This window comes from Paenibacillus oryziterrae, from assembly GCF_042610485.1.
GTDB lineage: Bacteria > Bacillota > Bacilli > Paenibacillales > Paenibacillaceae > Paenibacillus_AQ.
Genome location: NZ_JBGJZO010000028.1, coordinates 1 through 26,086, shown reverse-complemented (window position 1 = coordinate 26,086; position 26,086 = coordinate 1). Strand labels below are relative to the sequence as shown.

26 protein-coding genes, 1 tRNA gene, 2 rRNA genes and 2 riboswitches are annotated in these 26,086 nt (G+C 46.4%); of the genes, 12 read left to right on the top strand and 17 right to left on the bottom strand.

Annotation, left to right across the window (positions count from 1 at the left end; all coding sequences use genetic code 11):
- Nucleotides 1-30: 30 nt before the first annotated feature.
- Nucleotides 31-717, top strand: coding sequence for a DNA-3-methyladenine glycosylase (locus tag ACAN55_RS21120; protein WP_379137545.1), 687 nt, complete (start codon nucleotides 31-33; stop codon nucleotides 715-717).
- Between the two features lie 236 nt (nucleotides 718-953).
- Complete coding sequence (locus ACAN55_RS21115) at nucleotides 954-1,421, top strand: AbrB/MazE/SpoVT family DNA-binding domain-containing protein (protein ID WP_379137543.1); 468 nt, start codon at nucleotides 954-956, stop codon at nucleotides 1,419-1,421.
- 113 nt (nucleotides 1,422-1,534) lie between these two features.
- On the opposite strand, the gene ACAN55_RS21110 is transcribed toward ACAN55_RS21115, so the two are convergent.
- The gene (locus ACAN55_RS21110) at nucleotides 1,535-2,041 is read right to left on the bottom strand and encodes a YwhD family protein (protein ID WP_379137540.1); all 507 of its coding nucleotides are present in this window, start codon (nucleotides 2,039-2,041) and stop codon (nucleotides 1,535-1,537) included.
- Nucleotides 2,042-2,144: 103 nt separating this feature from the next.
- On the opposite strand from ACAN55_RS21110, the gene ACAN55_RS21105 reads away from it, so the two are divergent.
- The 6 genes from ACAN55_RS21105 to ACAN55_RS21080 all read left to right on the top strand — a co-directional run bounded on the left by ACAN55_RS21105 (nucleotide 2,145) and on the right by ACAN55_RS21080 (nucleotide 8,070).
- Nucleotides 2,145-4,163, top strand: a complete 2,019-nt coding sequence (locus tag ACAN55_RS21105) for a M1 family metallopeptidase (RefSeq protein ID WP_379137538.1) — start codon at nucleotides 2,145-2,147, stop codon at nucleotides 4,161-4,163.
- Nucleotides 4,164-4,174: 11 nt separating this feature from the next.
- Nucleotides 4,175-5,005 (top strand): hypothetical protein, encoded by an 831-nt coding sequence (locus tag ACAN55_RS21100; protein WP_379137535.1) that lies wholly within the window; start codon nucleotides 4,175-4,177, stop codon nucleotides 5,003-5,005.
- Nucleotides 5,006-5,228: 223 nt separating this feature from the next.
- Nucleotides 5,229-5,366: riboswitch (cyclic di-AMP (ydaO/yuaA leader) on the top strand.
- A 56-nt stretch (nucleotides 5,367-5,422) separates the two neighbouring features.
- Nucleotides 5,423-5,851: a C40 family peptidase gene (locus tag ACAN55_RS21095; RefSeq protein WP_379137600.1), complete on the top strand. Its 429-nt coding sequence runs from the start codon at nucleotides 5,423-5,425 to the stop codon at nucleotides 5,849-5,851.
- Between the two features lie 352 nt (nucleotides 5,852-6,203).
- Nucleotides 6,204-6,348, top strand: a riboswitch (cyclic di-AMP (ydaO/yuaA leader).
- Nucleotides 6,349-6,354: 6 nt separating this feature from the next.
- Nucleotides 6,355-6,849, top strand: a complete 495-nt coding sequence (locus ACAN55_RS21090; RefSeq protein ID WP_379137532.1) for a C40 family peptidase — start codon at nucleotides 6,355-6,357, stop codon at nucleotides 6,847-6,849.
- A 251-nt stretch (nucleotides 6,850-7,100) separates the two neighbouring features.
- Nucleotides 7,101-7,586: a GNAT family N-acetyltransferase gene (locus tag ACAN55_RS21085; RefSeq protein WP_379137529.1), complete on the top strand. Its 486-nt coding sequence runs from the start codon at nucleotides 7,101-7,103 to the stop codon at nucleotides 7,584-7,586.
- A 127-nt stretch (nucleotides 7,587-7,713) separates the two neighbouring features.
- Nucleotides 7,714-8,070, top strand: a complete 357-nt coding sequence (locus ACAN55_RS21080) for a c-type cytochrome (RefSeq protein ID WP_379137597.1) — start codon at nucleotides 7,714-7,716, stop codon at nucleotides 8,068-8,070.
- Nucleotides 8,071-8,227: 157 nt separating this feature from the next.
- On the opposite strand, the gene ACAN55_RS21075 is transcribed toward ACAN55_RS21080, so the two are convergent.
- Together ACAN55_RS21075 and ACAN55_RS21070 are read right to left on the bottom strand one after the other, a co-directional pair.
- Nucleotides 8,228-8,515, bottom strand: coding sequence for a 4a-hydroxytetrahydrobiopterin dehydratase (locus ACAN55_RS21075; protein WP_379137527.1), 288 nt, complete (start codon nucleotides 8,513-8,515; stop codon nucleotides 8,228-8,230).
- A gap of 227 nt (nucleotides 8,516-8,742) precedes the next feature.
- Nucleotides 8,743-9,036 (bottom strand): hypothetical protein, encoded by a 294-nt coding sequence (locus tag ACAN55_RS21070; protein WP_379137525.1) that lies wholly within the window; start codon nucleotides 9,034-9,036, stop codon nucleotides 8,743-8,745.
- A 207-nt stretch (nucleotides 9,037-9,243) separates the two neighbouring features.
- Between ACAN55_RS21070 and motA the strand changes: the two genes are divergently transcribed.
- A complete protein-coding gene (gene motA / locus ACAN55_RS21065) occupies nucleotides 9,244-10,044 on the top strand; it encodes a flagellar motor stator protein MotA (RefSeq protein WP_379137523.1) in 801 nt (266 codons plus the stop codon).
- Entirely contained in the window at nucleotides 10,028-10,843 is an 816-nt protein-coding gene (gene motB, locus ACAN55_RS21060) for a flagellar motor protein MotB (RefSeq protein ID WP_379137521.1), read from the top strand. The genes motA and motB overlap by 17 nt, the downstream gene beginning before the upstream one ends.
- 120 nt (nucleotides 10,844-10,963) lie before the next feature.
- On the opposite strand, the gene rluF is transcribed toward motB, so the two are convergent.
- Nucleotides 10,964-11,665 carry a 23S rRNA pseudouridine(2604) synthase RluF gene (rluF, locus tag ACAN55_RS21055; protein WP_379137518.1) on the bottom strand — a complete coding sequence of 234 codons (702 nt, stop codon included), beginning with the start codon at nucleotides 11,663-11,665 and terminating at the stop codon, nucleotides 10,964-10,966.
- A 36-nt stretch (nucleotides 11,666-11,701) separates the two neighbouring features.
- Nucleotides 11,702-13,984: an ATP-binding protein gene (locus ACAN55_RS21050; RefSeq protein WP_379137515.1), complete on the bottom strand. Its 2,283-nt coding sequence runs from the start codon at nucleotides 13,982-13,984 to the stop codon at nucleotides 11,702-11,704.
- Between the two features lie 317 nt (nucleotides 13,985-14,301).
- Between ACAN55_RS21050 and tadA the strand changes: the two genes are divergently transcribed.
- Together tadA and ACAN55_RS21040 are read left to right on the top strand one after the other, a co-directional pair.
- Nucleotides 14,302-14,814, top strand: coding sequence for a tRNA adenosine(34) deaminase TadA (gene tadA, locus ACAN55_RS21045; protein WP_379137594.1), 513 nt, complete (start codon nucleotides 14,302-14,304; stop codon nucleotides 14,812-14,814).
- A 4-nt stretch (nucleotides 14,815-14,818) separates the two neighbouring features.
- Nucleotides 14,819-15,385 carry a GNAT family N-acetyltransferase gene (locus tag ACAN55_RS21040; protein ID WP_379137512.1) on the top strand — a complete coding sequence of 189 codons (567 nt, stop codon included), beginning with the start codon at nucleotides 14,819-14,821 and terminating at the stop codon, nucleotides 15,383-15,385.
- A 67-nt stretch (nucleotides 15,386-15,452) separates the two neighbouring features.
- Here ACAN55_RS21040 and ACAN55_RS21035 read toward each other — a convergent pair whose 3' ends face one another.
- The 12 genes from ACAN55_RS21035 to ACAN55_RS20980 form a co-directional block, all read right to left on the bottom strand.
- Nucleotides 15,453-16,544, bottom strand: a complete 1,092-nt coding sequence (locus ACAN55_RS21035) for a hypothetical protein (protein ID WP_379137509.1) — start codon at nucleotides 16,542-16,544, stop codon at nucleotides 15,453-15,455.
- 104 nt (nucleotides 16,545-16,648) lie between these two features.
- The gene (locus ACAN55_RS21030) at nucleotides 16,649-16,798 is read right to left on the bottom strand and encodes a small acid-soluble spore protein P (RefSeq protein WP_379137506.1); all 150 of its coding nucleotides are present in this window, start codon (nucleotides 16,796-16,798) and stop codon (nucleotides 16,649-16,651) included.
- Nucleotides 16,799-16,820: 22 nt separating this feature from the next.
- Complete coding sequence (locus ACAN55_RS21025) at nucleotides 16,821-17,162, bottom strand: hypothetical protein (protein WP_379137503.1); 342 nt, start codon at nucleotides 17,160-17,162, stop codon at nucleotides 16,821-16,823.
- Nucleotides 17,163-17,314: 152 nt separating this feature from the next.
- Nucleotides 17,315-17,403: transfer RNA gene (locus ACAN55_RS21020), tRNA-Ser, on the bottom strand.
- Nucleotides 17,404-17,465: 62 nt separating this feature from the next.
- On the bottom strand, nucleotides 17,466-18,755 hold the full coding sequence (gene serS / locus ACAN55_RS21015; RefSeq protein WP_379137501.1) for a serine--tRNA ligase: 1,290 nt from the start codon (nucleotides 18,753-18,755) through the stop codon (nucleotides 17,466-17,468).
- A 90-nt stretch (nucleotides 18,756-18,845) separates the two neighbouring features.
- Nucleotides 18,846-19,427, bottom strand: a complete 582-nt coding sequence (pdxT, locus tag ACAN55_RS21010; protein WP_379137498.1) for a pyridoxal 5'-phosphate synthase glutaminase subunit PdxT — start codon at nucleotides 19,425-19,427, stop codon at nucleotides 18,846-18,848.
- Between the two features lie 18 nt (nucleotides 19,428-19,445).
- Nucleotides 19,446-20,327 (bottom strand): pyridoxal 5'-phosphate synthase lyase subunit PdxS, encoded by an 882-nt coding sequence (gene pdxS / locus ACAN55_RS21005; protein WP_379137495.1) that lies wholly within the window; start codon nucleotides 20,325-20,327, stop codon nucleotides 19,446-19,448.
- Nucleotides 20,328-20,442: 115 nt separating this feature from the next.
- Complete coding sequence (locus ACAN55_RS21000; RefSeq protein ID WP_379137493.1) at nucleotides 20,443-21,858, bottom strand: D-alanyl-D-alanine carboxypeptidase family protein; 1,416 nt, start codon at nucleotides 21,856-21,858, stop codon at nucleotides 20,443-20,445.
- A 93-nt stretch (nucleotides 21,859-21,951) separates the two neighbouring features.
- Nucleotides 21,952-23,409, bottom strand: a complete 1,458-nt coding sequence (gene guaB, locus ACAN55_RS20995) for an IMP dehydrogenase (protein ID WP_379137490.1) — start codon at nucleotides 23,407-23,409, stop codon at nucleotides 21,952-21,954.
- Nucleotides 23,410-23,751: 342 nt separating this feature from the next.
- Complete coding sequence (locus ACAN55_RS20990; protein WP_379137487.1) at nucleotides 23,752-25,218, bottom strand: methyl-accepting chemotaxis protein; 1,467 nt, start codon at nucleotides 25,216-25,218, stop codon at nucleotides 23,752-23,754.
- A 505-nt stretch (nucleotides 25,219-25,723) separates the two neighbouring features.
- Nucleotides 25,724-25,840: ribosomal RNA gene (gene rrf, locus ACAN55_RS20985) — 5S ribosomal RNA — on the bottom strand.
- Between the two features lie 167 nt (nucleotides 25,841-26,007).
- Nucleotides 26,008-26,086 (bottom strand): 23S ribosomal RNA (locus ACAN55_RS20980); the annotation flags it as partial.

Below are 26,086 nucleotides of genomic sequence, written 5' to 3'. Positions count from 1 at the left end.
TTCTCTGGTGCCGGAAAGGTGCACTCGATCATGAATCCTAACAACGATGCCAAGCATATAGGCTCAGCCGGGTCCGGAGTACTCCTTCTACCGGAGCTCTATAAAGATACTGCGCTGAAAGCCGCTCCGCGCCTGCTGGGGCAGCATCTGATCCGGCGTACGGAACACGGCGATATCCGCTGCCGTATTATCGAAACAGAGAGCTACGGAGGGCCCGAGGATAAAGGAAGCCATGCCTACAAAGGCCGGCGTACCGCCCGGACTGAGGTTATGTTCAGTGCAGGGGGAACCGCCTATGTCTACCTTATTTACGGCATGTACCATTGTCTGAATGTTGTCACCGCCGAAGAAGGTAATCCGCACGCTGTCCTTATCCGGGCTGTGGAGCCCGTGTCACCCGTTGATGCAGAACTTATGACTCTGTACCGGAACATTACTGTAAGGAAGCCCGCAGATTTATCCGGAGGCCCCGGCAAGCTATGCCGGGCACTTCGAATAGATAAGAGCCTGAACGGATGCCGGCTCGATACTTCAAGCGGAACGCTCTGGTTAGAGCAGGGCGATGATCCCCGTTCTTTAGATATTGTCCAATCCGCGCGCATCAACATTCCATATGCAGAGGAATATGCACTGAAGCCTTGGCGTTTCTATCTTAGAGGCAACCCTTATCTTTCAGTACTTGAAAAAAATCCTCAAACCTATCTGTGGATTAATTAGTGATAAACGTTTCGTCTCCTGAGAATTGGGTATAAATGTATTGAACCCTAATAAACCTCTCCCCTTGATTTTCAATTGGAGAGGTTTTTCATTGCAGGCTTAAGTGGAACTCTTTTAACCCCAAGCTGAGAGGGTATCTCGCATACGCTTTTTAAGCGCTTTCTTCTTTCCCTTAAATTACATTTACTGTATAATCATGATGACCACCAAATCTTAGATTAAATGAGGGACATGGGATGAAGGATACAGGCATGATCCGGAGTTTAGACAGTCTTGGACGAATTGTGGTTCCCGTAGAAATTCGCATGACGCGCAATATTGACATTGGGGATCCAATCGAATTTTTTGTTCTGGACGACAATGTTATCGTATTACGGAAGTACACCTCAACAGAATGCACATTCTGCAGAAGCTTGGATAATGTCACTTATTACAAAGATCAGTTTATTTGCGGAAGCTGCCTTTCGGAACTGAGTCTTCCCGAGCAACATGTGTATACGACTGAAGCACCCGCACCCCAGAATTCCTCACCATCACAGGGAGAAAACGGCAAGAAAAGAGCCCGCACGGAAGAAATGAAGCTTCGTTTAGAGCGCGCCATCCACGAACATCCTCACGCGAATCAAAAGGAACTTGCCGAAAAGCTTGGTATTAGTCAGGCCAGAGTAAGTCAACTGAAACGAAAATTCATAAGCAAATCTTAACAGCACGGTTCCTTATGGCATAATTATACTTAATTGAAAAGAGCTTCGTTCTCCAGCACAGGAGGACGAAGCTCTTCTATCGTTCCGGATGACTCCCGGATTAAATACATTACTTACACAGCAAGAGCGGCTTTCAGTTCGTCTGAGGTCGCTGCCCACCAGTCCTCATTATGAGCCTTCAATAGCTCGACAAGTGCCGACTTCTCCACATTTCCTAGCCCCTCCACTATGATTCTCCGCTTCAATGCTGAATCAAGTTTATTCACATGGTCGGCAAGTATCTTCCATCCCCGCCGAGCTTCGCTGTCAATCCACATCTCACATGCGGTTAATCCGGCATAATATTGCCCTTCCGGGGCACGGTCGACTGCTACCCAGACAACCCACACCTGCCTTCCGTCCGGTACGTCTTCCCGGTTCGTAGAGAACCTGATTCCTTTCTCTACCTTGCTCTTAGCGTGCATTGCACCAATATCAATGACTGCCTCTCCGCCGTCAATAATGACAGGAGATACATTGTTAAGGTCTATAGAGCCTGCACCAAACCCTTTATGTTTGCTCTTGGCATTTACAATATTGAGGGCAATTTGTTTCTTACCCTCCGGCTGTACGTTATCCATGCTGCACGTCCTTTCTCCTGCGAATAATTTAATTTTAGCTAATAATACGGCGAATGCAAACATATACATCCCGTAGATGCTTGTCAACGGGAGGAATCACAGTATGAAGCCACGATCTATACACTCAAAAATCATCTTCGGGACACTGGCCGCCGCCCTGTGTCTGCTGGCGGGGGGAATATGGCTGTTCTCGGGTCACAGCCCTGCTGCGGTTGACACCCTTGTTCCAAAAGGGGCCAAGTCCCCTGCCGTCCTCCGCCCGGATAAACCCTTAACCGAAGCCCTTCCGGAGAGCACGCCGGTTCCGGCAGCCAAACCCCTGAGTCAACGTGTTGTCGAATATCACATCGACGTGAAGCTTGCACCGGAGACTCGAACACTTGAGGCTTCTGAGACCGTAACCTGGACCCATCCAGGTACTAAACCGGTAAATGATTTATATTTCCATCTGTATCCCAACGCCTTTGCTTCGATGGAGACCACCTTTATGCGAGAATCCGGCGGGAAGCTTCGCGGCGATACCATGCCCACAGACGGCTTTGGGGGCATGTCCCTAAGCGATCTGCGGACGACAGAAGGTGTCTCTTTGCTACAAAGGGTGCAGTACGTACAGCCGGATGACGGAAACTCCAAAGACAGCACCCTCATCAAGGTCCATCTTCCCGAGCCGGTGGCCGGGGGAGAGAGCATTACACTAAAACTTCAGTTCGAGGTCAAGCTGCCAAGGATATTTGCCCGTATGGGTACGGCAGGCGATTTTGTTATGGCCGGGCAGTGGTTTCCAAAACTTAGTGTCTACGAGCCCGCCGGCGTCGGCTCCGTCCGCGAAGAAGGCTGGAATCTTCATCAGTACCATGGTACTTCCGAATTTTACAGCGATTTTGGCATCTATAATGTAACGATCTCCGTTCCTTCCGAATACACCGTAGCCGCAACCGGCTTTCCGGTAAAAAGCCCGAAAATCAGCAAAAGTGTCAAAACATATCAGTTCTATGCTGACGATGTGCATGATTTCGCATGGGCCGCTTCCCCCGACTTCGTGGTAGCAGAGCAGGCTTTTTCCGTACCAGGGGTTCCAGGTGTACGAATCAAGCTCTATCTGGACCCGTTGCACAAGGATTTACAGGAGCGTTATTTCCAGGCCGCCAAAGCAGCACTCACCTATTTTAGTAAGTGGTATGGATCTTATCCCTACTCCACTTTATCCATCGTCGTACCTCCAACAAACGGAAATGGGGCGGGAGGTATGGAATATCCGACTTTGATTACGGCCTTTGGAGCCAGCAGCACTACACCGGATACTTCTCTGGAACGGACGGTGATTCATGAGATCGGACATCAATATTTCTATGGAATGGTTGCGAGCAATGAATTCGAGGAGGCTTGGCTGGACGAGAGCTTCACATCATACGCAGAAGACAGACTAATGGAAAAGGAATACGGAATTACGGCTAATCTGCCGCTACAGGCAAGTCTCGTACAGCAGCCGGAGCCGCTGAATCAGGAGACCTGGAGATATCACGGAACAAGCTCATACACTCAGAACGTATACATACGCGGCAAGCTCGTGCTTAAAGATATCGAACGGAGAATCGGTACTAAGGCCATGGACAGCATTCTGTCTTCCTATGCCCGTAAATACCGTTTCCGTCATCCGTCCACCGGCGATTTCCAGAAGGTCGTTGAGAAGGTCACCGGGAAGTCCTGGAAGGAATATTTTGATCTTTATGTATATGGCGGCGGCACTCCTGACTTCTCCGTAGAGGATATTTACTCCGTCCGCCAAAAAAGTGATGTACCTCAATCACCATCCCTTTATGAATCGAAAGTAAAACTGGTGAACAAGGGGGCTCACTATCCTGGCGTTACGGTTAAATTCACCTTTACCGACGGCCATACGACTCAGGAGGTTTGGGACGGGCAAGGCACTGAAACCACATTAAAACTGCTCTACAGTTCTCCTCTTCTCTCGGCGGAGATTGACCCTCAGCACGCTGTCCTCCTTGAAAATAAGCATCTTAACAATTTTAGATTGGCCGAGCTTAAACCTGATACGGTGTCCCGCTGGACGCTGAGTGTTACTAAGCTGGTCGAAACCGTGCTTGCAACTCTGTCCTGGTGAGGTGAATGACCATGAGAATATCAATAAGCCGCGGCTTTAAGAGCATGAAAGAGCAAATATACATCCTGATACTGCTCTTCATATACCGGTTGCTCTGGGGGTATTTCCTGTATGGTTTTATTAGGGATGCCATAGTACCAGTTCTACTGAGATACCCGAATGAACAAGCCGGCGGCAGCGGAATAGGCAGACTGCAATTCTTCATCGAAGGCCAATACAGTCTAGCTGGAGACCCTGGCGTCCAGAAATGGCTTTGGCTGCTGCTTGGTATCACCGTTCTAAGACTGCTTATATCTCCCTTTATCCGGGCAGGACTGATCCACGAACTGCACCAGGAGAGCAAGGGTGAGCGCGGACTCTTCTTTTTCCCTGGAATGAAGCTGTTCGGTCTGCCTATAATGATCTTTAGTCTAATCGAATGGATTCTTGCCCTAATACCTCTATATTGGCTGGCTCCCATTCTGTACAAACTGCTACTCTCTTCCTACCTTGACCACAAGCTTCTATTACAGGCAGTCCCTTATACCGCCGCATGGCTCGTTTATATTTATTTTATCCGCTTATGCCTGCTTTATATGCAGTTTGGCTACACCGGACGAACAGGAATGTTCTCCTCTCTGCTGCTGTGTCTGCGCCATATCATTCCAGCCTCTGGAATCTCCCTGCTTCTAGGAGCAGGCGGATTTCTGGTACTTCTACTATGTAGCATAACCAGCGTATTCTGTCCCGGGCTCCCTGCAATTCTGATCCGGCAACTCTCCCCACTGCCATCCACCTTCTTCAAAATGTGGGGGCTGTCGGCACAATATCATCTATGGGATAGCAAAAATTCCCTTAAATAAACAGCATCCCCATTGCACATATTTAAAGAGTCCTTGCTCACAATAAGAGCAGAGACTCTTTTTCTTAACAATCTGTTAAACCATTTGCAAAACTGTAAATCCTTTGTTACAATGATGCCTGTAACGATGGTAACAATTTTGTAATCTTTTCAGTAAATTCGTAACCTTTTCGTTCAAATCGAATTGAATCTCTACTGTTGTTGTCACGATCATGTTGTACGCGGTGCACAAAACGCCAAATTCCTTGCACCAGGAAGTGGGGGAACCATATTTTGGGTGAATTGATCTCGTTTCGGAGTGATCATAGGGAGTCTTCCACCGAACCCTTAAGCTAACCTCGCAGGCATTAGGAGGAATACTTCTTTGAAAAGTCATAAGTTTACAAAGAAATGCACCACTCTTGCTTTAGGGATTGTGATGGCATTCACTTTGGGGTCCGGCAGCGCATTTGCTGATTCCAAGATGGATACCGTTATTTCCAAAACCCTCGGAACGACCTATAAAACCGGAGGCATGAGCACCACCGGATTTGACTGTTCGGGATTTACTAAATATGTCTTCCAAAGATTAGGTCTTACCCTGCCTAGAACCTCAAAAGCCCAATTCAAAGTAGGGACCACCGTGTCCCGCAGCAATCTGCGTTCCGGAGATCTCTTATTCTTTAACACATTGGGTAATGGTGTATCCCATGTCGGCATTTATGTCGGAAACGGAAAGTTCGCCCAATCCTCTTCTTCACGTGGTGTAACCATTAGCTCACTGAGTCAGGCATACTGGGCCAATCGCTACATTGGCGCTAAACGAGTCATGAGCACAACCGCTTATAAGTCCGTAGCTTATGATTGAACCTAGACAGCAACCTAATATTTGAGCTTTTTTGACCTCCGGGAACTGATTATTGCCGTAATCATTTTCCGGATTTTTTGTTTCCTTATTCTACCTTTTACACGCTTCCAACAAATTTGAAACATCCTGCCGATGTAAAAATTAATAAATTGCAACAATTTTGCGACAATCCAGGGTTTTTAGGTATCTTTTTCTCTTAAATCACTCATAAATTTCGCAATACTATGTTATAAGTGATTGCCAATTGCTGCTCTGTTTGTTACAATAATCGCAGTGAGTTTATAGTAACATTTTTGTAATTATTGTCTTGTCCTTTACGAACGTTTTGTCATGTTTCTTGGAAATCTTGATTTAACAGTAAGTGCCGAGTTTCCTTAATCAAACAAGGAAAACGGGGGAACCACTTTGGGTGAATTGACCTCCTATTCGCAGAGGGGTCATAGGGGACCTTCAACCGAACCCTTAAGCTAACCTCGTAGGCATCTGGAAGGGGTTTACGTATTTTGAAGAAGAAGTTGGCTGCAGCTGTACTCAGTTTCTCAGTACTTCTTACCGCAATTGGAGCAGGAAGCGCTTTCGCCGATTCCAAGATGGATTCCGTAATTGATAAAGCTATCGGAACTAAATACGTTTCCGGCGGCGTAACCACAAACGGATTTGATTGCTCCGGCTTTACCATGTACGTATTTGACAAGATTGGTATTGATCTGCCGCATCAATCAGGCTCCCAATACCAAATGGGCACCGCAGTATCCCGGAGTGAGCTTAAAGAAGGAGATTTGCTCTTCTTCAATACATCCGGTAGAGGCGTATCCCATGTCGGCATTTATGTCGGCGACGGTAAATTCGCACATGCTTCATCCTCGCGTGGTGTAACCATCAGTTCACTGAGCGACAGCTACTACGTCAACCGCTACGTTGGCGCCAAACGAATCATGAGCAAGACCGCATATGCTAAAGTCGCTACTGATTCCGAAGACAACGATGATGTGCAATAATTAATTTCAAATAAGCCTTCTTCCACGGTTTTTGCCGAAACCTGGGAGGGGGCTTATTTATTTTGTCCTTACCTATTTTTTACCCCTCTCACCATTTACCAAACTCCATATCTACCGTTAAAACGTATTTCCTTAAAATATTTTAGGTATTTATCTGGTTTTGTTCTCCTATAAAGTTTTTGAGTCGATTCCAGACCTTTTTGTATATAATTAAGTATAGATAGTTACCATTAAAGGAGGTCTCTGACCTTATGATCAGTTCCCCGGTAACCTTTCGTGTCGTACCCATGGAAATCAATCACGCCGAAGCTATAAGCAAGTGGGTTTATAAGCCCCCCTATAACATTTATGACTGGCTGCCTTGGGATCAGATGCAAGCACTCGGTGTTGAATTTGGCGATCCTACAATCCGCGAAGAACAATATGTCTCTGTAGTGAATGAGCAGAACGAGCTCTGCGGCTTCGCCCAGTACTTCCCTATGGAAGGGGTCATTCGTTTGGGAATAGGCATGGAGCCTGAGTTATGCGGTCACGGCCTGGGCAAATCATTTATGGATGCAATCGTCATCGGAGCACGCATCCGTTATCCGAAGTACGAGATTGATCTTGAGGTACTGACCTGGAACCAGAGAGCTATCCGGACTTACCGCAAAAGCGGATTTACGATTACTGATACCTATGAGCGCAGAACTCCGACCGGAATGAAGCCCTTCTACTGCATGGTCTATGATAAATAACACTTTGACGAAATGGAATTTGAACTTTTTCACAATATCTGTTCGTTTTTTTGCCACAAATGCTATGATACCACTTCACCTTCCGTTATAATGGAGGAAGCAGCTTACATAGAAGGGACGAATGGGGATGCAAAAATGGATCATGAGCGGTTTGTTTTTCGCCGCCTGCGCCTTTGCGGTAGTACTAATGTTCACTCTTCCAGGCAAAGAACAGGTTGCGGAGCAGAATAACCCCACCATGCCGGTAGTTCAACTGGACGCAACACAAGCAGAAGCCACTGTAAAGTTAAATTGCATCACCTGCCATGGTGATCAGCTCCAGGGAGGCGTCGGTCCGAGTCTTCAGAATGAAGGCAGTTCGCATGATGCCGAGCAGATCTACAGCATAGTTACCAAAGGCCGGGGCCAAATGCCTTCCTTTAAAGAAAAGCTTGCGCCGGAAGAAATCGCCAACGTCGCCATGTGGCTATCGGAGAAAAAGTAAACCCTTTTTCGTCAAGTCCCGCTAGATCGGCCTTTATTTATTGTATATCCAAACCTAAATACGCCTGTACGGACGAAAGCTTAGGCTCCTTCCGCACAGGCGTATTTTTTATGATCAGATATCCCATGGTGTTATGCGCATACAACATTTACAGCTATCATCTCACCTTGTCAAAGGCTTCGTTAAATTCATGGGCTTCCCGGATATCCAGTGCGGTGATGCCCTTCTCACTGGCCGTTGTAAGGCGCAGAGTTACATTCTTATAGTCAATAGCTATGGCAGGATGATGATTGAATGCCTCGGAGATGGCTGCTACTTCGTCCACAAAAGCGATTCCCTTCATAAATTCATTAAACATGTATTTACGAACAATGGTATCCTCCTCCAGCTTCCAGCCTTCCAGCTTGCCTACCTGCTCACGCAGTTCTTGTTCGGTTAATACCACTTGTTGTCTCCTCCCTTGTAAAAGGCCGCAGCGAGCTTCCTGCTTCCTATGACTTGCCTGTATTTTAAACAAAACATCCCTTAGCTTCTTAGTCCAAGGGATGCGCCGGAATCATGGCATTTTCAGTTAAATGTATTCATAATTCCCGGCAATCATGACCTTAGGTTAAGTCGATTTTACCATGTCCCGCAGACTGCGGGCAAATTACCAGAAAAGCACAATCTGCCTTACACTAAAGCTACAGAGGCTAAATCTTCTTCCCCTGCCAGAACGTTGATCCGGTGTGACTCCTTGTCATAAATGACCGCACCGCTTCCCACCTGGATCACAGGCTCCTCACCCAGTGCAAAGAATAAGTCTTCTGCAAGCGCCTCCCATACCTCAAGCTTAGAGTCCAGGGGCAGCTCAAGCCACTCCTCCGGCTCCATTTCAAAAAATAAATACCCGTCGGAAATGCGGCCCACCGCTTCCGTCAATTCACGCAAAATATCTGCATAATCTCTACCATGCTTTACACCCACGACTATCACTCCGTTTTCTTCACTAATGGATAAATAACTTACTTATTCATTATAGCCGAAAAAATGACTTCACAAAAAAGGGAATCCTGTCGATAAATAAATAAGAATATACATTAGTTGTTACCGGGCAGGTGTCCCGCCGCCGTTCAAGGATGATAAAGCGGCATCGCCGGATCACTTCTTAAAACTCATGGACGAGGTGCATAAATGGAAATTTCAACAATTATTGGTTTAATTCTCAGCGTAATTGCGGTTGGTGTGGGGATGGTGCTCAAAGGAGCTCCTATTCATTCCCTACTGACACCGGCAGCTTACGTCATTATTATCGTGGGTACGGCTGCATCACTCTTCATGGCTTTTCCGTTTCAAGAAATGATGAAATTCCCTAAGTTAATCAAAATTATGTTTATTGCTCCGAAAATGATTAAAAAGACCGAACTGATCAGCATGTTTATGGAATGGGCATCCGTTACCCGGCGTGAAGGTCTGCTGGCTTTGGAATCCAAGGTGGATGAGATTGAAGATGCATTCCTCCGTAATGGTATGCGGATGATTATCGACGGAAATGATCAGGAATTTGTGAGCGATGTACTAATGGAAGATATTCATGCGACTGAAGAGCGCCATAAAGCGGGAGCGCTTATCTTTACACAAGCTGGTATGTATGCACCAACTCTCGGGGTATTGGGTGCTGTTATCGGGTTGATCGCGGCTCTGGCAGATATGAGTGAGATGGAGAAGCTGGCACATGCGATCGGCGCAGCGTTCATCGCCACCCTGCTTGGTATTTTTACCGGTTATGTATTATGGCATCCGATGGCGAACAAGCTGAAGCGGTTATCCAAACGTGAAATTGAAGTCCGCCTGATGATGGTTGAAGGACTGCTGTCCATTCAATCCGGGGTATCCACGATAGCCATTAACCAGAAACTTTCCGTATTCCTGACCCCTTCCGAACGGGCCAAGATGAACGAGAAGGAGGGCGGTTCCGGTGAGCAAAAAGACTAGACATGAAGAGCATGAGGAACACGCCGACGAGTCCTGGCTGCTTCCTTATTCTGACTTGATGACATTGCTGGTCGCCCTCTTCCTGGTACTCTACGCCATGAGCGCAACGGATGCCAAGAAGTTTGAAGAAATGAGTCAGGCATTCAGCTCAGCGCTGAATGGTGGAACCGGCATATTGGATGAGAGCTCCGCAACGCCAAGAGACAGCAATTTGGATCAAGGAAAACATGATAAGATGGATAGTGTGGTCGCCGAGAACAATGGCCAGGCGGAAATTGCGAAGCTCCGTAAGCAGGAGCAAGAAGATCTGGAGAAACTAAAGAAGCAGTTCGATCAATACATCAAGAACAACGGACTCACCGATCTGCTGAGTACGAAGCTAAATCAATCTCAATTGATGATTACGATCAGCGATAATGCCCTCTTTTCTTCAGGTATGGCAACGGTCAAGGATGATTCCCGTCAATTAGCTAAGTCCATATCGACTATGCTGCAGCAATTCCCTGACTACGAGGTACTCGTACAAGGGCATACCGATAATATTCCAATCTCAAACAGCAGCTATTCCTCCAACTGGGATCTCAGTGTTGACCGGGCACTGCAGTTCATGAAGATACTGCTGCTTAATCCCAAACTTAATCCGGAGAAGTTCAGTCCTATCGGCTACGGGGAATATCACCCAATTGCGGATAACGGCACTCCTGTTGGACGAGCTAAGAATAGACGGGTTGAAGTATCGATTCTTCGCAAATATCAAGAAGCCACAGATGGCACTGCCGTTGCTGCTTCCTCCAAATAAACAACAAGCATAAATAAAGAGCTGTCCAGGGGTGTCTATAGACCCCCTGGACAGCTCTTTTAGTATTTCCCCATCCGAGCAAGCTGGAGTTAACCTCCTGGCATAGCAGGCTGGTAGTACTTACTGAAGCTCGTAATTAAGCATACTGCCAAGCTCCTTTTTTTCTTCCTGTGTCAGATCGCGCCATTCGCCCGTCCGTAGTGCTCCAAGCCGGATATTCATGATCCGAATCCGCTGCAGCTTCCGTACTTCATAGCCAAAAGCGCTACACATCCGGCGAATCTGCCGGTTTTTGCCCTCGGTCAGGATAATCCGGAATACCCGTTCCGAAATACGTGTCACTTCACATGGCAGTGTTTTCTCTCCCATGATTTTAACACCCGTAGACATCCCCGTAATAAAAGAGGGGGTAACTGGACGATCCACTGTGACTACATATTCCTTCTCATGCCGGCCCTCAGCCCGCAATATTTTATTAACAATATCCCCGTCATTGGTCAGTAGAATAAGTCCTTCCGAATCTTTATCTAAGCGTCCAATAGGAAAAATACGCTCGTTATGACCGACAAAGTCGACAATATTCCCCTGGATGTGTTCCTCTGTTGTTGAAGTGATGCCTGTTGGCTTGTTGAGCGCGATATAAACTGTTCTGCTTCCTGTCTCTAAAGGGTTACCGTCAATTCTTACATCGTCACCAGCTTCAGCCTGGCTTCCAAGTACTGCACGTTCCCCATTAATGGTTACTCTGCCGGACTCCACCAGCTTATCCGCTTCACGGCGTGAACAGTACCCTGTCTCGCTGATGAATTTATTAATTCTCACGTTATATGTTTCACTCCGTTCTTGTTAAATGCTTTCTCAGGTTGTTGTGCCTTCCGCTGAGGGTAGTTTGATGGTAACCTGAGTACCTATGCCAACCGTGCTTTCAATCTCTAAGCTCCCTTTATGAGCTTGTATGATCCGTTGGCTAACCATAAGTCCAAGCCCCGTACCCGTCTCTTTATTAGTGAAGAACGGCTCTCCCAGTTTAGGCAGCATTTCTTCAGAAATACCTTCTCCTTCATCCGAGATCATGATAACCACCTTGTTGTCTTTCAGGTGCTGCTCCAAGGCAATTGTTCCTCCGGCGGGCATCGCTTCAATTGCATTCTTAACGATATTGATAAATACCTGCTTAAGTTGATTCTCCTCACAATGCACCGTTGCCTCTTCATCAGAGAAATGGCTCTCAAACTGGATTCCGCACAGATGCGCCTGACTGTCCAGCAGGGAGATGACATCATTTAGAATAAAACGGACGTCCCTCTGTTGAAAATGTACCGCCTGAGGTTTGGCCAATATCAGAAATTCACTGACGATCAGGTTAATGCGTTCTAGCTCTGACAGCATTAATTTAATATGAAGCGGGACAAGTATCTGCTTCTCCTGCTGAAGCTGCAGAAAGCCCCTCAGGGTGGTTAGCGGGTTGCGGATCTCATGGGCTACACCCGCAGCAAGCTGTCCCACTGTAGTTAACTTCTCAGAACGTCTAAGCAACTCTTCCATACGGTTACGCTCCGTCATATCGCGGGTTACCTGAACAAACGACAGCGGATTACCGTCCTCATCGCGGATAACCGAGGTACTTACACTAACCTCTACGATCGTTCCATCTCGCTTAAGTCGTACAGACTCTATCGGCGGTACCCCTAATCCTTCTTTCAGTTCATCAAGCCGTTCTTCTTCCATTGCCTGTGTGGCTGCTGGGATCAAGGTTGGGGTTTGGCCCACCACTTCTTCCGCACACCATCCATACAGCTTCTCAAAGGCCTGATTGACGCTAATAATCCGGCCATCCATATCCATGGTATGAATAGCGTCTGAGGTTCCGTTGATTACAGATTCCAGATGCTCTTTCACCGCCCGGTTCTCTTCCAAGGTTCGTCCAACCCGGTCCGTATGCTGCTTCAGATTATACGTCATTGCATTGATTCGGAGAGCGAGTAACCCCAGCTCGTCCCTGCTGCGTACCTGAAGCGGCGGATCAAGGTTCCCCTCCGCTACATTATTAACCTTACCCAGAATCTCCTGAATGGGACGGATGATAAATCCAGCCAGAAGATGACTTCCGATCATAAAGGCCGCGAGCAGCAGTAAGGAAATCGAAACATTATTCCACAACTGATTCTTAATGACCGAAGAAATAACTGAATAGTCCATAACTACGCTAATTACATAATCGCCCACATCTGGCTGGGTAATTGGAATAAAACTCTTCAGTACTTTTTTACCGCGGATCACTTCATCCCGCATAACGGGTTCCTGTCGGCTCAAGGCTTCCGCAATTGCTAACTTATCTTTCCGAACTTGGCCATACGTATAGGCTCCAAATTTAATCGGACGGCTTCGCAGCTTCACATTCTCACTGTCACTTCCGTCAGGCATCATCGTATCAGAGCCGAAGGTGTTTGGGTTAATCCCTGTGATTTCAAGGATGTCTGGGTTCACGACTTTGGTCTGCTCAACAATCTCACTCGGACTCATGATCTTCACATAATCGCTTACCGAGGTACTGCGGATGTAGGGATCAATGATGTAGTTGCGCTTCCCATCATGGTAGTATCCCCATTTTTCGATAAATTCAGGATTCGATGATGAATATTCAAAGGGTCCTGACCAGAAATTCACCATCTTCTGACCTTGGACTACAGATACCTCATGTCCATCAAACAGCTCTAAAAAAGCGGTATACCAGTATCCCCACCCTTTAGTAGATAACCCTAATTCTTTAGGGTCCGATGATTTGGCAACAACGACGTCATCTTCAGTCTTCACCAGCAGCGAGATGTTAGAAATCTCAAGCTTCGCCGCAAGCTGCTCAAGCTGCGCATTGTCTACATTCTGAATATCAGGATCCAACTCACTTGCAGCCAATACAGCAGCCAGGCGCAAGTTATCAGCAATTTGATATTCGACATAATTAGAGCTATATCTGCTCTGTTCTAGAGACACGGCGATCTGCATCGCAACCATCTTCATGTTGCTTTCGCTTTCCTTACGCAAATTGTCTCGTGCAGCATATAGATTAAGAGTCTGATTCAGCACTAAAATAAGCAGGACTGAACCAAAAATAATACCTGAAAGTTTCGTTTTAATAGACAAACTATTTATTCACCTCGTATCCGCTGGTAAATCCTAGCGGAGTGTTCAATAAATATCATACCTTTTGCCCAAGCATTTGGAAAGACATTTAAAGTAGGCTTTTCTATGAAGGAGATGTTGAAATTCAAAACCTCTTTCTCTACAATATATTAAGAATCATCCACATGTTATGCACATATAAACAAATCGATTTGCGGATATGTGTACAAAATTGTGCATAAGTACGGTGTTATACACAGACTTATGCACAATTTGTTAAGAGCGAATATTTGTTCGCCGAATAATCCGGTGAAATTGAGGAGAAGATCATTTTGAATATGTTACACCATAAGGGGCCTAACGACGGGGCGGATCATGAATTTTGGATGAGAGAGGCTATTGCGGAAGCCCGGAAAGCCGAAGCCCTTGGAGAAGTGCCTATCGGAGCCATTGTTGTCCGGCAAGGGGAAATTATCGGCAGGGGGTATAATCTGCGGGAAACCACTTTGGATTCCACAGCACATGCAGAGATGGTAGCCATCCGTGAAGCAAGCAGAAATCTCAATTCCTGGCGGCTGCTCGACTGCTGCCTCTATGTAACTCTGGAGCCTTGTCCTATGTGTGCGGGTGCTATTGTACAATCCAGAATCCCAGTTACCGTCTATGGAACACCAGACCCTAAAGCAGGCTGTGCGGGTACGTTGATGAATCTGCTGGAGGAGCCACGGTTCAATCACCGGACTGAAGTTATTCAAGGTGTTTTGCAGGAGGAATGCGCAGAAATGCTGACTTCTTTTTTTCGTCGCTTGCGCCAAAGATATGCCAAAGGCAATCCGAAAGAAGAGGGGTGAATTAGTGACAATAACCCTATATGATAGACCAGCCAATATTTATATTACCCCGCTCCTGCTGGAAGACGCTGAGAGGCTTCTCGAGCTTAGACTAAGCAATCGAAGCTTTCATCAGCAATATGAACCCAAACATGATGAGGATTTCTATACTCTCGAGGGACAGCAGCAGCTAATCACCCGGCGAGCCGCTGAAACAAGGGAGGACAGAGCTTATATGTTTGGCATCTATCTCCTGGATGGCAGTCTCATTGGCCAGATTACCATATCCAATATCGTCCGGGGAGTAGGTCAGTTTGCTGACATCGGATATTTCATCGATCACCGGCTGCAGAGCAACGGTTATATGACCGCTGCAGTCAGTTTGATTGTGCAATATGCCTTCCGAGCTCTGGGACTCCATCGAGTACAGGCAGCCATTCTAGTTCATAACATTGCTTCCCGCAGAGTATTGGAGAAGAACGGATTTCAAGCCGAAGGCATCGCTAGAGGATTCATTAAGATAAATAATAAGTGGCAGGATCATCAGACCTATGCAATTTTGGCTGAAGAAGTAACGAATAAAATGGAGTAATGACACACAAAAATCCCGTATCCGGCAATGATGCCGATACGGGATTTTCTTATTTAACCCACTAGCCTTAATATGAACCTAGGACCCCACCGAATTCCTGCTGCAGCTGCTCCATTGTAACCACAGCATCTCCTTCGGGAATACCGATCTTGAATTCAGGTTCCTCATTGATCTTGCTGTACTGATTGCTTCCAGTCAAAGATAATCCTATATTAGTAGCGTCATCCGGGTTAGTCACCTTGATATCCGTCACTACATCCTGATAAACCGGGAAGTTATCCTTGTTAATCGCTGTATTTACGAGGAACTGATTAATCGTCAGATACTTGCCAAGGTCGGCAAGCCCTTTATCCAATTCTGCTTTGGCTTCTCCTGCCTGTAGTTCCTCTTTGGCCTTGGCAATATCCTCAGGCTTGATCTGCAGCATATCCTTGTACTCATCCTTACTTACGATATCAAGAATTTTAGGCAGCGCGTTATTCACAAAAGTAGTAATCGCTTCCTTCACGTTATCGTTAGTGACTTGGAATTGAACCACTTGCTTCGCTTCTACACCTTCTGGAAGGTTGGCATCCTTAGGATCTATGTTCTTGAAATATTTAGCTTCATCATATTCAGCTAATACCGTATCAACCAATTCATTGGACAACTTTTGAGCTTTTGCCGTATCCATGGCTCCCGGAGTAAATTCAGTTCCTCCTTGCTCTGCCAACTCCTTGAGATCAAGCTCCAGGAACTTACCTACAACCGTCTCAGGAAGCGGGAAGAATGGAATGGACGGGATTTTGATAAATACCTTCTCTGTAGTGATAACCATTGGCACTGTAAAGCTCATGGCCATATCACCCTTCAGGTTGAGCACCATCGTCACTTCGGATTGCATCGGGTCTGCCTGGTATACTCCATCTACCGTAATTTCTGCATTTTTGAGCATGCTCAGCACTTGAGTCGTCATTGCCGCAGATTCATCTGCTGGAGCATCAATCGTTAAATTATTGATAACGAGCTTGCTCTTCATTTCATACGAGTTCATAGTTGCAGCTTTAGTAGCTGCAGCTTTCAAGGCCTCTTTTGGCTCCTGCTTGCTCGCACAGCCCGGTAATATCATTGCTGCCGTTAACAGCAGTGCTGCAGCTGAGATTCCCCACTTTTTATTCATTATTTCTCTCCTCTCCCATGTAAAGAAAATATTCCCCTTTCTAATGATAAACCATTTGAGTAGATCGGGAAACTATTTACAAGGAAAAGATTAAACCTAAAACCTTAACCTTCCGGGTTATGGTGGTCAACATGATTTGCCTGTTTTACCTTTTTGGAACCGGAAAGCGGCTCCGGTCCAGGATGTTTATGTTCTCTTCTCTGATTACCTGCCGGTGATTTAGACCCCGGTGCCGGCATACTTTTTGGTTTCATTTACTTTCGCCTCCTATGATTATTATGGGTTGGTCAACCCCTGCAGGGCCTGCGCACATTCGTGAATCTGCCGGGTATACTGCTGAGCCAAAAGCTGAACGGATTCTGAACGCTCATCCACATGCTGCTCTGCCTGCTGCACATCCATCAGATCAACGGCAACCTCCCGGCTGTCTACATACGTACAACGGAAATCCAAAGAATAATCCTGGCGTCCTGCTGCATTGAAGTGAATCAACAGGCTCTGTTTATCTGCCTCATCGGCTTGTACGTTAAAACTATCCCCGTCATTCATCAGTGTGGGCAGCTTTTCATTCCATGCGGCAACCAGACTGTTTTGATCCAGGTTCAATTGTCGTTCCATTTTATCACCAGCCTCCTTCTCTATTACATTGCCGAGAAAGCGGGCTTTTTATTCCCAATCAACAGGTATTATAGCCGGAAGGTAAAATAAAAAGATCATCCTCCGAAGAGAATGACCTTGGGTTGTAGTTGTATTATGCTGCAGTATGGGAATGGCGGAGAGGGTGGGATTCGAACCCACGTGAGCTTGCACTCTAACGGTTTTCAAGACCGCCCCGTTATGACCGCTTCGGTACCTCTCCAATGCATCTAAATTTCACAAGCACTATGATCATACCATACATTGCACACGATATGCAACAATTTATTGCGAAGATTTAGGTTGGATACTTTTAACATTCCGCATATACGGTTGCAAAACTTCAGGAATCAGGATACTGCCATCTTCCTGCTGGTAATTCTCCAAGATTGCCGCAAGTGTCCGGCCTACTGCCAGTGCTGATCCGTTCAACGTGTGCACGAATTCAGGTTTAGCTTTAGGTTCTGAACGGAAGCGAATATTGGCCCGGCGTGCCTGGAAATCTTCCGTGTTGGAACACGAAGAAATCTCACGGTACATGCCGCTTTCAGGCAGCCATACCTCCAGGTCGTAGGTCTTAGCGGAAGTAAAGCCCATATCCCCGGTACAAAGCCCGAGCACACGGTAAGGCAGCCCAAGCAGTTGTAGCACCCGCTCTGCATCAGCCGTCATCTTCTCCAGCTCCTCATAAGAGGTCTCCGGAGTCGTAATCTTCACCAGCTCGACTTTGTTGAATTGATGCTGACGGATCAAACCACGTGTATCCCGACCGGCAGAGCCTGCTTCAGAGCGGAAACAAGAACTGTAAGCCACATGGTACTTAGGCAGATCGGCAGCTGTCAGAATTTCTTCACGATAATAATTCGTAACAGGGACTTCTGCGGTCGGGATTAAATAATATTCCGAATCGCGCAGTTTGAACAAATCTTCTTCAAACTTAGGAAGCTGACCCGTTCCGTACAAGCTATCCTTATTTACAAGGTACGGTGGCAGCATCTCTTCATAATTGTGATCCCCACTGTGAAGATCCATCATAAAGTTGATCAGCGCCCGCTCAAGACGTGCACCAAGTCCTTTGTAGAAGGCAAACCGGGACCCCGTAACTTTGGCAGCGGCTTCAAAATCAATAATATCTAAGCTTTGACCCAGCTCCCAGTGGGATTTTGGTGTGAAGCTAAATTCACGTGGCTCCGACCAACGGCGGACTTCCACATTCTCTTCCTCCGACTTGCCAACAGGAACAGATTCATGCGGAATATTGGGAATGCTTAGTGTAAGCTCAGAGATTTGTGCTTCCAATTCACGCACTTCATCATCCAGTTCTTTGATCCGGTCAGAAACGCTGCGCATTTCAAGAATCAATTCTTCCGCAGGTTCACCGCTCTTTTTAAGCTTCGCCACTTCCGCGGATACCGTGTTGCGGCGGTTCTTCAAGCTTTCTGTCTCCTGCAGCAGTTCACGGCGGCGCAGATCGAGCTGCGGGAACTCCGCGATTAACTCAAGCGATTTGCCCCGGTTCGTAAGCGCCTGCTCTACACGGGCATAATCACTGCGTAACACTTTAACATCTAACACAACTTTTCCCTCCTGAAAACAGCCTAAACTCTTTCAAGTTGCCAAGCAGCGGCTTTTGAAAGAGTAAGGTTGTTCATATATGCAATCTACTTAAACGGATGGTCTGGCGGCTTCCACCATATCGGCAAAATACTGATGCAGCCGGTAATCATCGGTAAGTTCCGGGTGGTAGGACGATACCAGCAAATGTCCCTGGCGCGCCGTTACGATCTCATCCTTGTATATGGAGAGAACTTCAACCTCCGGTCCTACTTCATTAATAAGTGGTGCCCGGATGAATACTGCACGAACCGGCTCTTCAATCCCTTTTACATCAAGGTCACACTCAAAGCTTTCCCGCTGGCGGCCAAATGCATTCCGGGCAACGGTAATATCCATCAGCTCCAAATGTGCAGACTCACCACCGGAAATATGTTTGGCGAGAACGATCATTCCGGCACAGGTTCCGAAGATCGGCTTGCCCTTGTCTGAGAATTCACGAATCGCTTCGATAAAACCGTACTTGCGCATCAGTTTACCGATCGTTGTACTCTCTCCGCCTGGAATGATTAATCCCTCGACCTCATCCAGCTGCTCGACACGTTTAATCGGCAAGCCTTCTGCTCCAGCCTTCTCTATACTGACAATATGCTCTGTTACGGCGCCTTGCAGCGCCAGCACTCCTATTCTCATCCGTCAACCTTCTCTCTATTAACGGCCACGCTCCGACATGCGTTCTGCCGGTGTCAGAGTTGCAATATCAATACCCTTCATCGGGGTGCCCAGATTCTTGGATACTTCTGCAATCAATTTGTAGTCCGTGTAGTGGGTTGTTGCTTCTACAATTGCACGGGCGAATTTCTCAGGGCTGTCCGATTTGAAAATACCGGATCCTACAAACACGCCATCCGCACCGAGATGCATCATCAAAGCTGCATCAGCAGGTGTTGCAACACCGCCAGCTGCGAAGTTAACTACAGGCAGTTTGCCAAGCTCATGTACTTCAAGCAGAAGGTCGTACGTTACGCCAAGAATTTTCGCTTCATTATAAAGCTCGTCCAGCGACATATTGGTCACTTTACGGATTTGGCTGTTGATATGACGCATGTGGCGGACTGCTTCCACGATATTGCCTGTTCCCGGTTCACCTTTGGTACGAATCATTGATGCACCTTCATTAATACGGCGCAGTGCTTCACCCAGGTCCTTGGCTCCGCACACGAAAGGAACGGTAAATTCACGTTTATTGATGTGGAACACTTCATCCGCCGGAGTCAGAACTTCACTCTCATCCAGGTAATCAACACCCAGCGACTCAAGCACCTTGGCTTCCACATAATGACCGATACGGGCTTTAGCCATAACCGGAATACTAACCACTTTGAGAACCTCTTCTACAATCGTAGGATCGGCCATACGTGCTACGCCGCCTGCTGCCCGAATATCGGAAGGTACGCGTTCCAGCGCCATAACGGCTACTGCACCCGCAGCCTCAGCAATTTTTGCTTGCTCTGCATTCATGACGTCCATAATGACGCCGCCTTTTTGCATTTCTGCCATGCCTCGTTTTACACGCGCTGTTCCTGTTTCCATGTCCAAGCCTCCCGATTGATCTATCTTAATCTAACTTGTAATTTTACCGCAAGGCGGCTAAATATACAACCCATTTACTCGGAATTTGCATAATCCTTACTCGGCAAACCGCCGACTAGAACAAATTTTTAATTCCGTTGAACAGGTCGCTTAAAAAGTCTCCTATTGCTCTAAACAACAGCTTGAACCAGCCAGCCTTCTCTGCCTCTTCCGAGGTAATCAGATTAACCGTCTTCTGTTGAACCTGGGCAATGCCTTCCCCTTGATAGGAATAAGACACTTTACCTACAACAGAGCCTTGGGCAATAGGAGCAACCAGAGTTGCCGGATCATTCACTTGGACCGTAGTCGTAATCTGCGGATTGGTTGTCCCTTTCGGAACTATAAAAGTTACACCTTCGTCGGTAACGACAGATACATCCTTCTTCTTGCCCTTTAATACAGGGACTGTTTCATTGCCTGCTAAGACAACTTTAGGAGCGATAACCTGTTTGATCTCAAAGTTATTGAACCCGAAATCCAGGACTTTCTTCGTCTCCGTAAAGCGGTGTGCCTCGGAGTTAGCACCCATAACTACACTGATTAGACGCATCCCATCACGCACGGCCGTACCTGTGAAGCAGTTCCCTGCATTCTGGGTATGACCGGTCTTTAAACCATCAAGTCCGGGATAGGCGTATGCTTTAAAGTTAACGTTATCCTTGTTGGCTTCAAGCATCCAGTTATAGTTAATCATTGGCTTCTTATCACGAGGACGGAATTTATAGGATTGAATCGTTGTAAACCTCGTGAAATCCGGATGATCGGTAACAATATATTTGGCTAGAATTGCCGCATCCATTGCAGACATTACTGTTTCTTTATCTGTATCCGGACGGAATTCAGCCGGCATATCCTCACGATTAAGTCCGGTAGAGTTGATAAAATAGGCTGTCTTCATCCCCATCTTCTGCGCGGTCTCATTCATCATGCCAACGAACGCTTCCTCTGAACCGCCAACAAGCTCAGCCAGTGCAACTGTAGCGTCATTGGCTGAACCCACGGCCATGGCTATGTACAGCTCTTCAACCGTATGTTCGTCACCTTCCGCCAGAAAAATACGTGAACCGATCTGTTTTGCAGCATTGAGAGGTACAATCACTTTCTGATCCCAGGAAATCTTACCGTTCTTAACGGCATCGGCTACCAGATATTCAGTCATCATCTTCGTCATACTTGCAGGCGGAAGCGGCTGGTCCGCATTCAGTGACAAAAGAACCTGCCCTGTTGTTGGCTCAATCAGCACTGCTGAGCTCAGATCCAGGCCGAGTGACTCCACAGATGGAATCTTGACCGCTGAACCTGTCGCAGCTGAAGCTGGTGCTACGGTTGCTGTAGGTGTCACTTCACCTTCTGCCATCGCCGGAACGGCGGAGAACATAAGCATATTTAAAAGCAGACCTACTGTCGCTGTCTTCATCATGAATTTCTTTCCATTAAACTGCTGCTTTGACTTCAATGATTGTACTCTCCTTTTAGGCTTCATATCCATTGCTTGTTCTATTCTAACACAGGGGTACCTGCAAAAAAAGACGGACAGGGCGAAATTCGTCCTGTCCGTCCATAAAAACACAGTATTCGTCAATTACAAGGAATAATTGGGTGCTTCCTTTGTAATCTGCACATCATGTGGATGACTCTCACGCAAACCTGCTCCCGTAATACGGATAAAGGCAGTGTCATTGCGTAGCTCATCCAGGTTCTTCGTTCCGCAGTAGCCCATACCGGAGCGAAGACCGCCGATTAGTTGATGAACCGTATCGGAGAGCGGGCCTTTAAAAGCAACACGTCCTTCAATACCCTCAGGAACCAGTTTCTTGTCATCATCCTGGAAATAACGGTCTTTACTGCCTTGTTTCATGGCACTCATACTGCCCATGCCGCGATATACCTTAAACTTCCGTCCTTGGTAGATCTCTGACTCCCCAGGACTTTCTTCTGTTCCAGCGAACAGACTTCCCATCATTACAGCGTGTGCCCCCGCAGAAATTGCTTTGGTGATTTCACCAGAGTATTTAATTCCGCCGTCCGCAATAACTGGAATACCATACTCACGGGCTACTGTTGCACAATCATAAATGGCTGTAATTTGCGGTACGCCGATCCCTGCGATTACGCGAGTGGTACAGATCGATCCTGGTCCGATACCGACCTTCACAACAGAAGCTCCGGCTTCAATTAATTCACGGGTAGCATCTCCGGTTGCCACGTTGCCTGCAACGATCGTCAGATCCGGATATTTCGTCCGCAGCTGGCGAACAGCTTCAATAATATTAATGTGATGGCCGTGCGCCGAATCAACGGTAATTAGGTCAACACCGGCCTGTACCAATGCTTCCGCACGTTCAAAGGTATCCTTAGAAATACCGATAGCAGCGCCAACAAGCAGTCGACCTTGAGCATCCTTCGCGCCATTAGGGAATTGAATAGCTTTCTCGATATCCTTAATGGTAATCAAGCCCTTAAGGACATTGTTCTCGTCCACAAGCGGCAGCTTCTCAATCTTATGACGTTGCAAAATACCGGCAGCCTCTTGAAGCGTTGTGCCTACCGCAGCAGTTACCAGGTTGTTACGTGTCATCACTTCGCTGATGCGAATGTTATAATCATGAATGAAACGCAAGTCTCTATTCGTCAAAATTCCAACCAGTTTATTGTTCTCGTCAACGATAGGTACACCGGAAATACGGTATTTACCCATCAAATGCTCGGCGTCGGATACCCAGTGATCAGCAGTAAGTGAGAAAGGATTAGTAATAACTCCACTTTCAGAGCGCTTTACCCGGTCAACCTCTTCCGCTTGCTGCTCCACGGACATATTCTTGTGGATAATGCCGATGCCACCCTCACGGGCAATAGCAATCGCCATAGCTGCTTCTGTTACCGTATCCATACCTGCACTCATCAAAGGGATGTTCAGCTTCACATTTTTACTTAAAACGGTAGTCAGGTCCACTTCCTTAGGCAAAACCTCGGATTTCCGCGGTACCAGTAGCACATCATCAAAAGTAAGTCCTTCTTTACCAAACTTATCTTCCCACACCTGGGTCATTCCTCCTCGAATATCTATTTCCTTAGGGCCCGCAAACTTTATAAAAGAAGAACTCCGAGTCCAGTCCATTCCGGACAGACAGTTACGACAGTCGTGGAAGTGTACATAATCGCAGCTTCATCAAAGGTTTGAGATGCTTGTCCAAAAATATATTATTGCCATCTTAGCAAAGGCCATTTACCCTGTCAAGAATATTACACCGAGTATGCAGGTATTCAAAAAACCTTCAAAACGAAAGCGAATTCTTGGACTGCAGTCCGCGTATAGTGGACACATTGCATAGAAAAGACCTGATAAAAGGCCGCCGTATACGCCTTTCTTCAGGTCTTTATTTTATGCTGGTGTCTGATTACTTTCGGTCACCAGATCATTCAAAGCTACAATTAGCTGCTCAAGCTCTTTAAAGCTCTCTACCATAATATTGGTAATCGATCGTTGCTCGGTCATGCTGGCCAAAATCTCCTCTGAAGCCGCACTGGATTGCTGCGTCACACCGGATATCTCAGTCACTTCGTTTACCACGCGGCGCGATGATTCCTGCATACTAACTGAGCTATGCTCGATATCTGCTGCTTGAACGAGTACTTTATTCGTATTTTGATGAATAGATTGAAATATTTCGTCCGCTACAACCACTGAGGATTTGCCTTCTTCGAGAGAAATTTGTGCTTTATGAAACTGTTCGGTCAATGTTTGAGACTGGGTCTGCAGCTTGGACAAGATTTCGGAAATCTCATGAGTTGATTTCTCCGAGTGTACAGCCAACTTACGAACCTCACTTGATACGACTGCAAAACCTCTCCCTTGCTCCCCGGCTCTCGCTGCTTCAATGGCAGCATTCAAAGCCAAAAGGTTCGTCTGTCTGGAAATATTCATGATACTGGACAAAATAATAGACATCGCTTCATTCTGCCGATTGAATTCCTGCATTTCCGCTGAAGTGGTTGTCATCATCTCATAAAGCTCATTGATCTGTGTATTAAGAATCTCGATTTGCGTACTTCCCTTTTCAGTAATTAACGCCGTATCTGAAGACAATTGTTTCATTTCCTTCGATGATTGGGCAACATCCTGAATATGACGATCTGACACCGTAAGGGACTCAGAAATCTCCGAGACACTGCTCGCCTGAAAATCAACACCCTTGGCGACTTCTTCAAAGCTGAGAATAACCTCATTAGTAATGGAACCTGTATCGAGTACTTTCTTTTTCAGCACTTCCGTAAAATGATAAAGTCCGGCAGAGGCCTCTTTAACGCGTTCAAGCATATTTTCAACTTTTTGTCGCGACTGTTCAACCTGTTCCCTACGTCCTTCTCCCTCATGGAGCAACCGTTGATTCAGTAAGGAAACGGTAAAAAGAACAAATCCGGTAATTCCAAAGAGCATAAGATTCAAGCTATCAGAAACTAACGTTTCTTTGGCTGGAGGATTCATGATCAGTTGTGCAATGAAATCGATTAGGATTGCTGCAAAATAAGCGGAAAAATAACGATATAACGGATAAATAAGAAGTACCGCACAAAACAGGATTGCTACAGTGGTATTTGCTTTACCCAGTGTGAGATAGATGGATACAAAAGCGAGTACAACCGTTGCTGCCCATGGAATAACCTTAATAAATTTCTTTTTCATATTACCGTAAGTCAGCCATGCGCAAAATAGCAGAGTAACTGCATTTGTAGTCCATAATTTTGGTGAAATCGTTGCCGCTAATACCGCCCCCAGGATCAGCACTACATAAAACACACCTGCAATCAGCTTATTCCTCTTCCAAATAATCTCTTCCATACGACTCATGATCTCTACCCCTATTCCTAGCGTTGATGAATATAGTGCAGGCTTGTTCTGTTCATTATGTTGATTCATTAATCGCACGGGAAAGTAATCACTGTTGCAGGTTAAGGTTCACCACTTACAGCATGGTCTTCTTCCCTTATATGTATAGCTCCGTAGCGACTTACATTTGAATAATGGCACAGAAACGCAGACTGTACAGTCTTCTATATGATCTATATCGGAATAAATTCGCATGTAATGTATAATATTTCTACAAAATTCTACAAAGTTCTACAAAAAGCAACTTCACCTTCTGAAATACTGCCACCCTTCCTCCTAGACGTATCTCTATCTAAAAACACAAAAAGNAAATTCGCATGTAATGTATAATATTTCTACAAAATTCTACAAAGTTCTACAAAAAGCAACTTCACCTTCTGAAATACTGCCACCCTTCCTCCTAGACGTATCTCTATCTAAAAACACAAAAAGACCACTGCTGAGTGATCAACAGTGGTTCTTCGTTGCTTGGCGGCGTCCTACTCTCCCAGGACCCTTCGGTCCAAGTACCATCGGCGCTGGAGGTCTTAACGGTCGTGTTCGGGATGGGTACGCGTGGAACCCCTCCGCCATCGCCACCAGACATGATTTTTCGAAGCTTCCGCTTCTCGAAATCGCTACGAGAAAATATCAGTCCTCGTAGTTCCGTTTGAAATTCGGTTCATCACGGCTGTGTGAATGAATTTCAGAATACGGTTCAGGAATTTGACTCCCTGAAAACTGGATCCGAAACGATCTTTGCGTTTAATATAGGATAAGCCCTCGACCGATTAGTATTGGTCAGCTCCATGCATTACTGCACTTCCACCTCCAACCTATCTACCTCGTC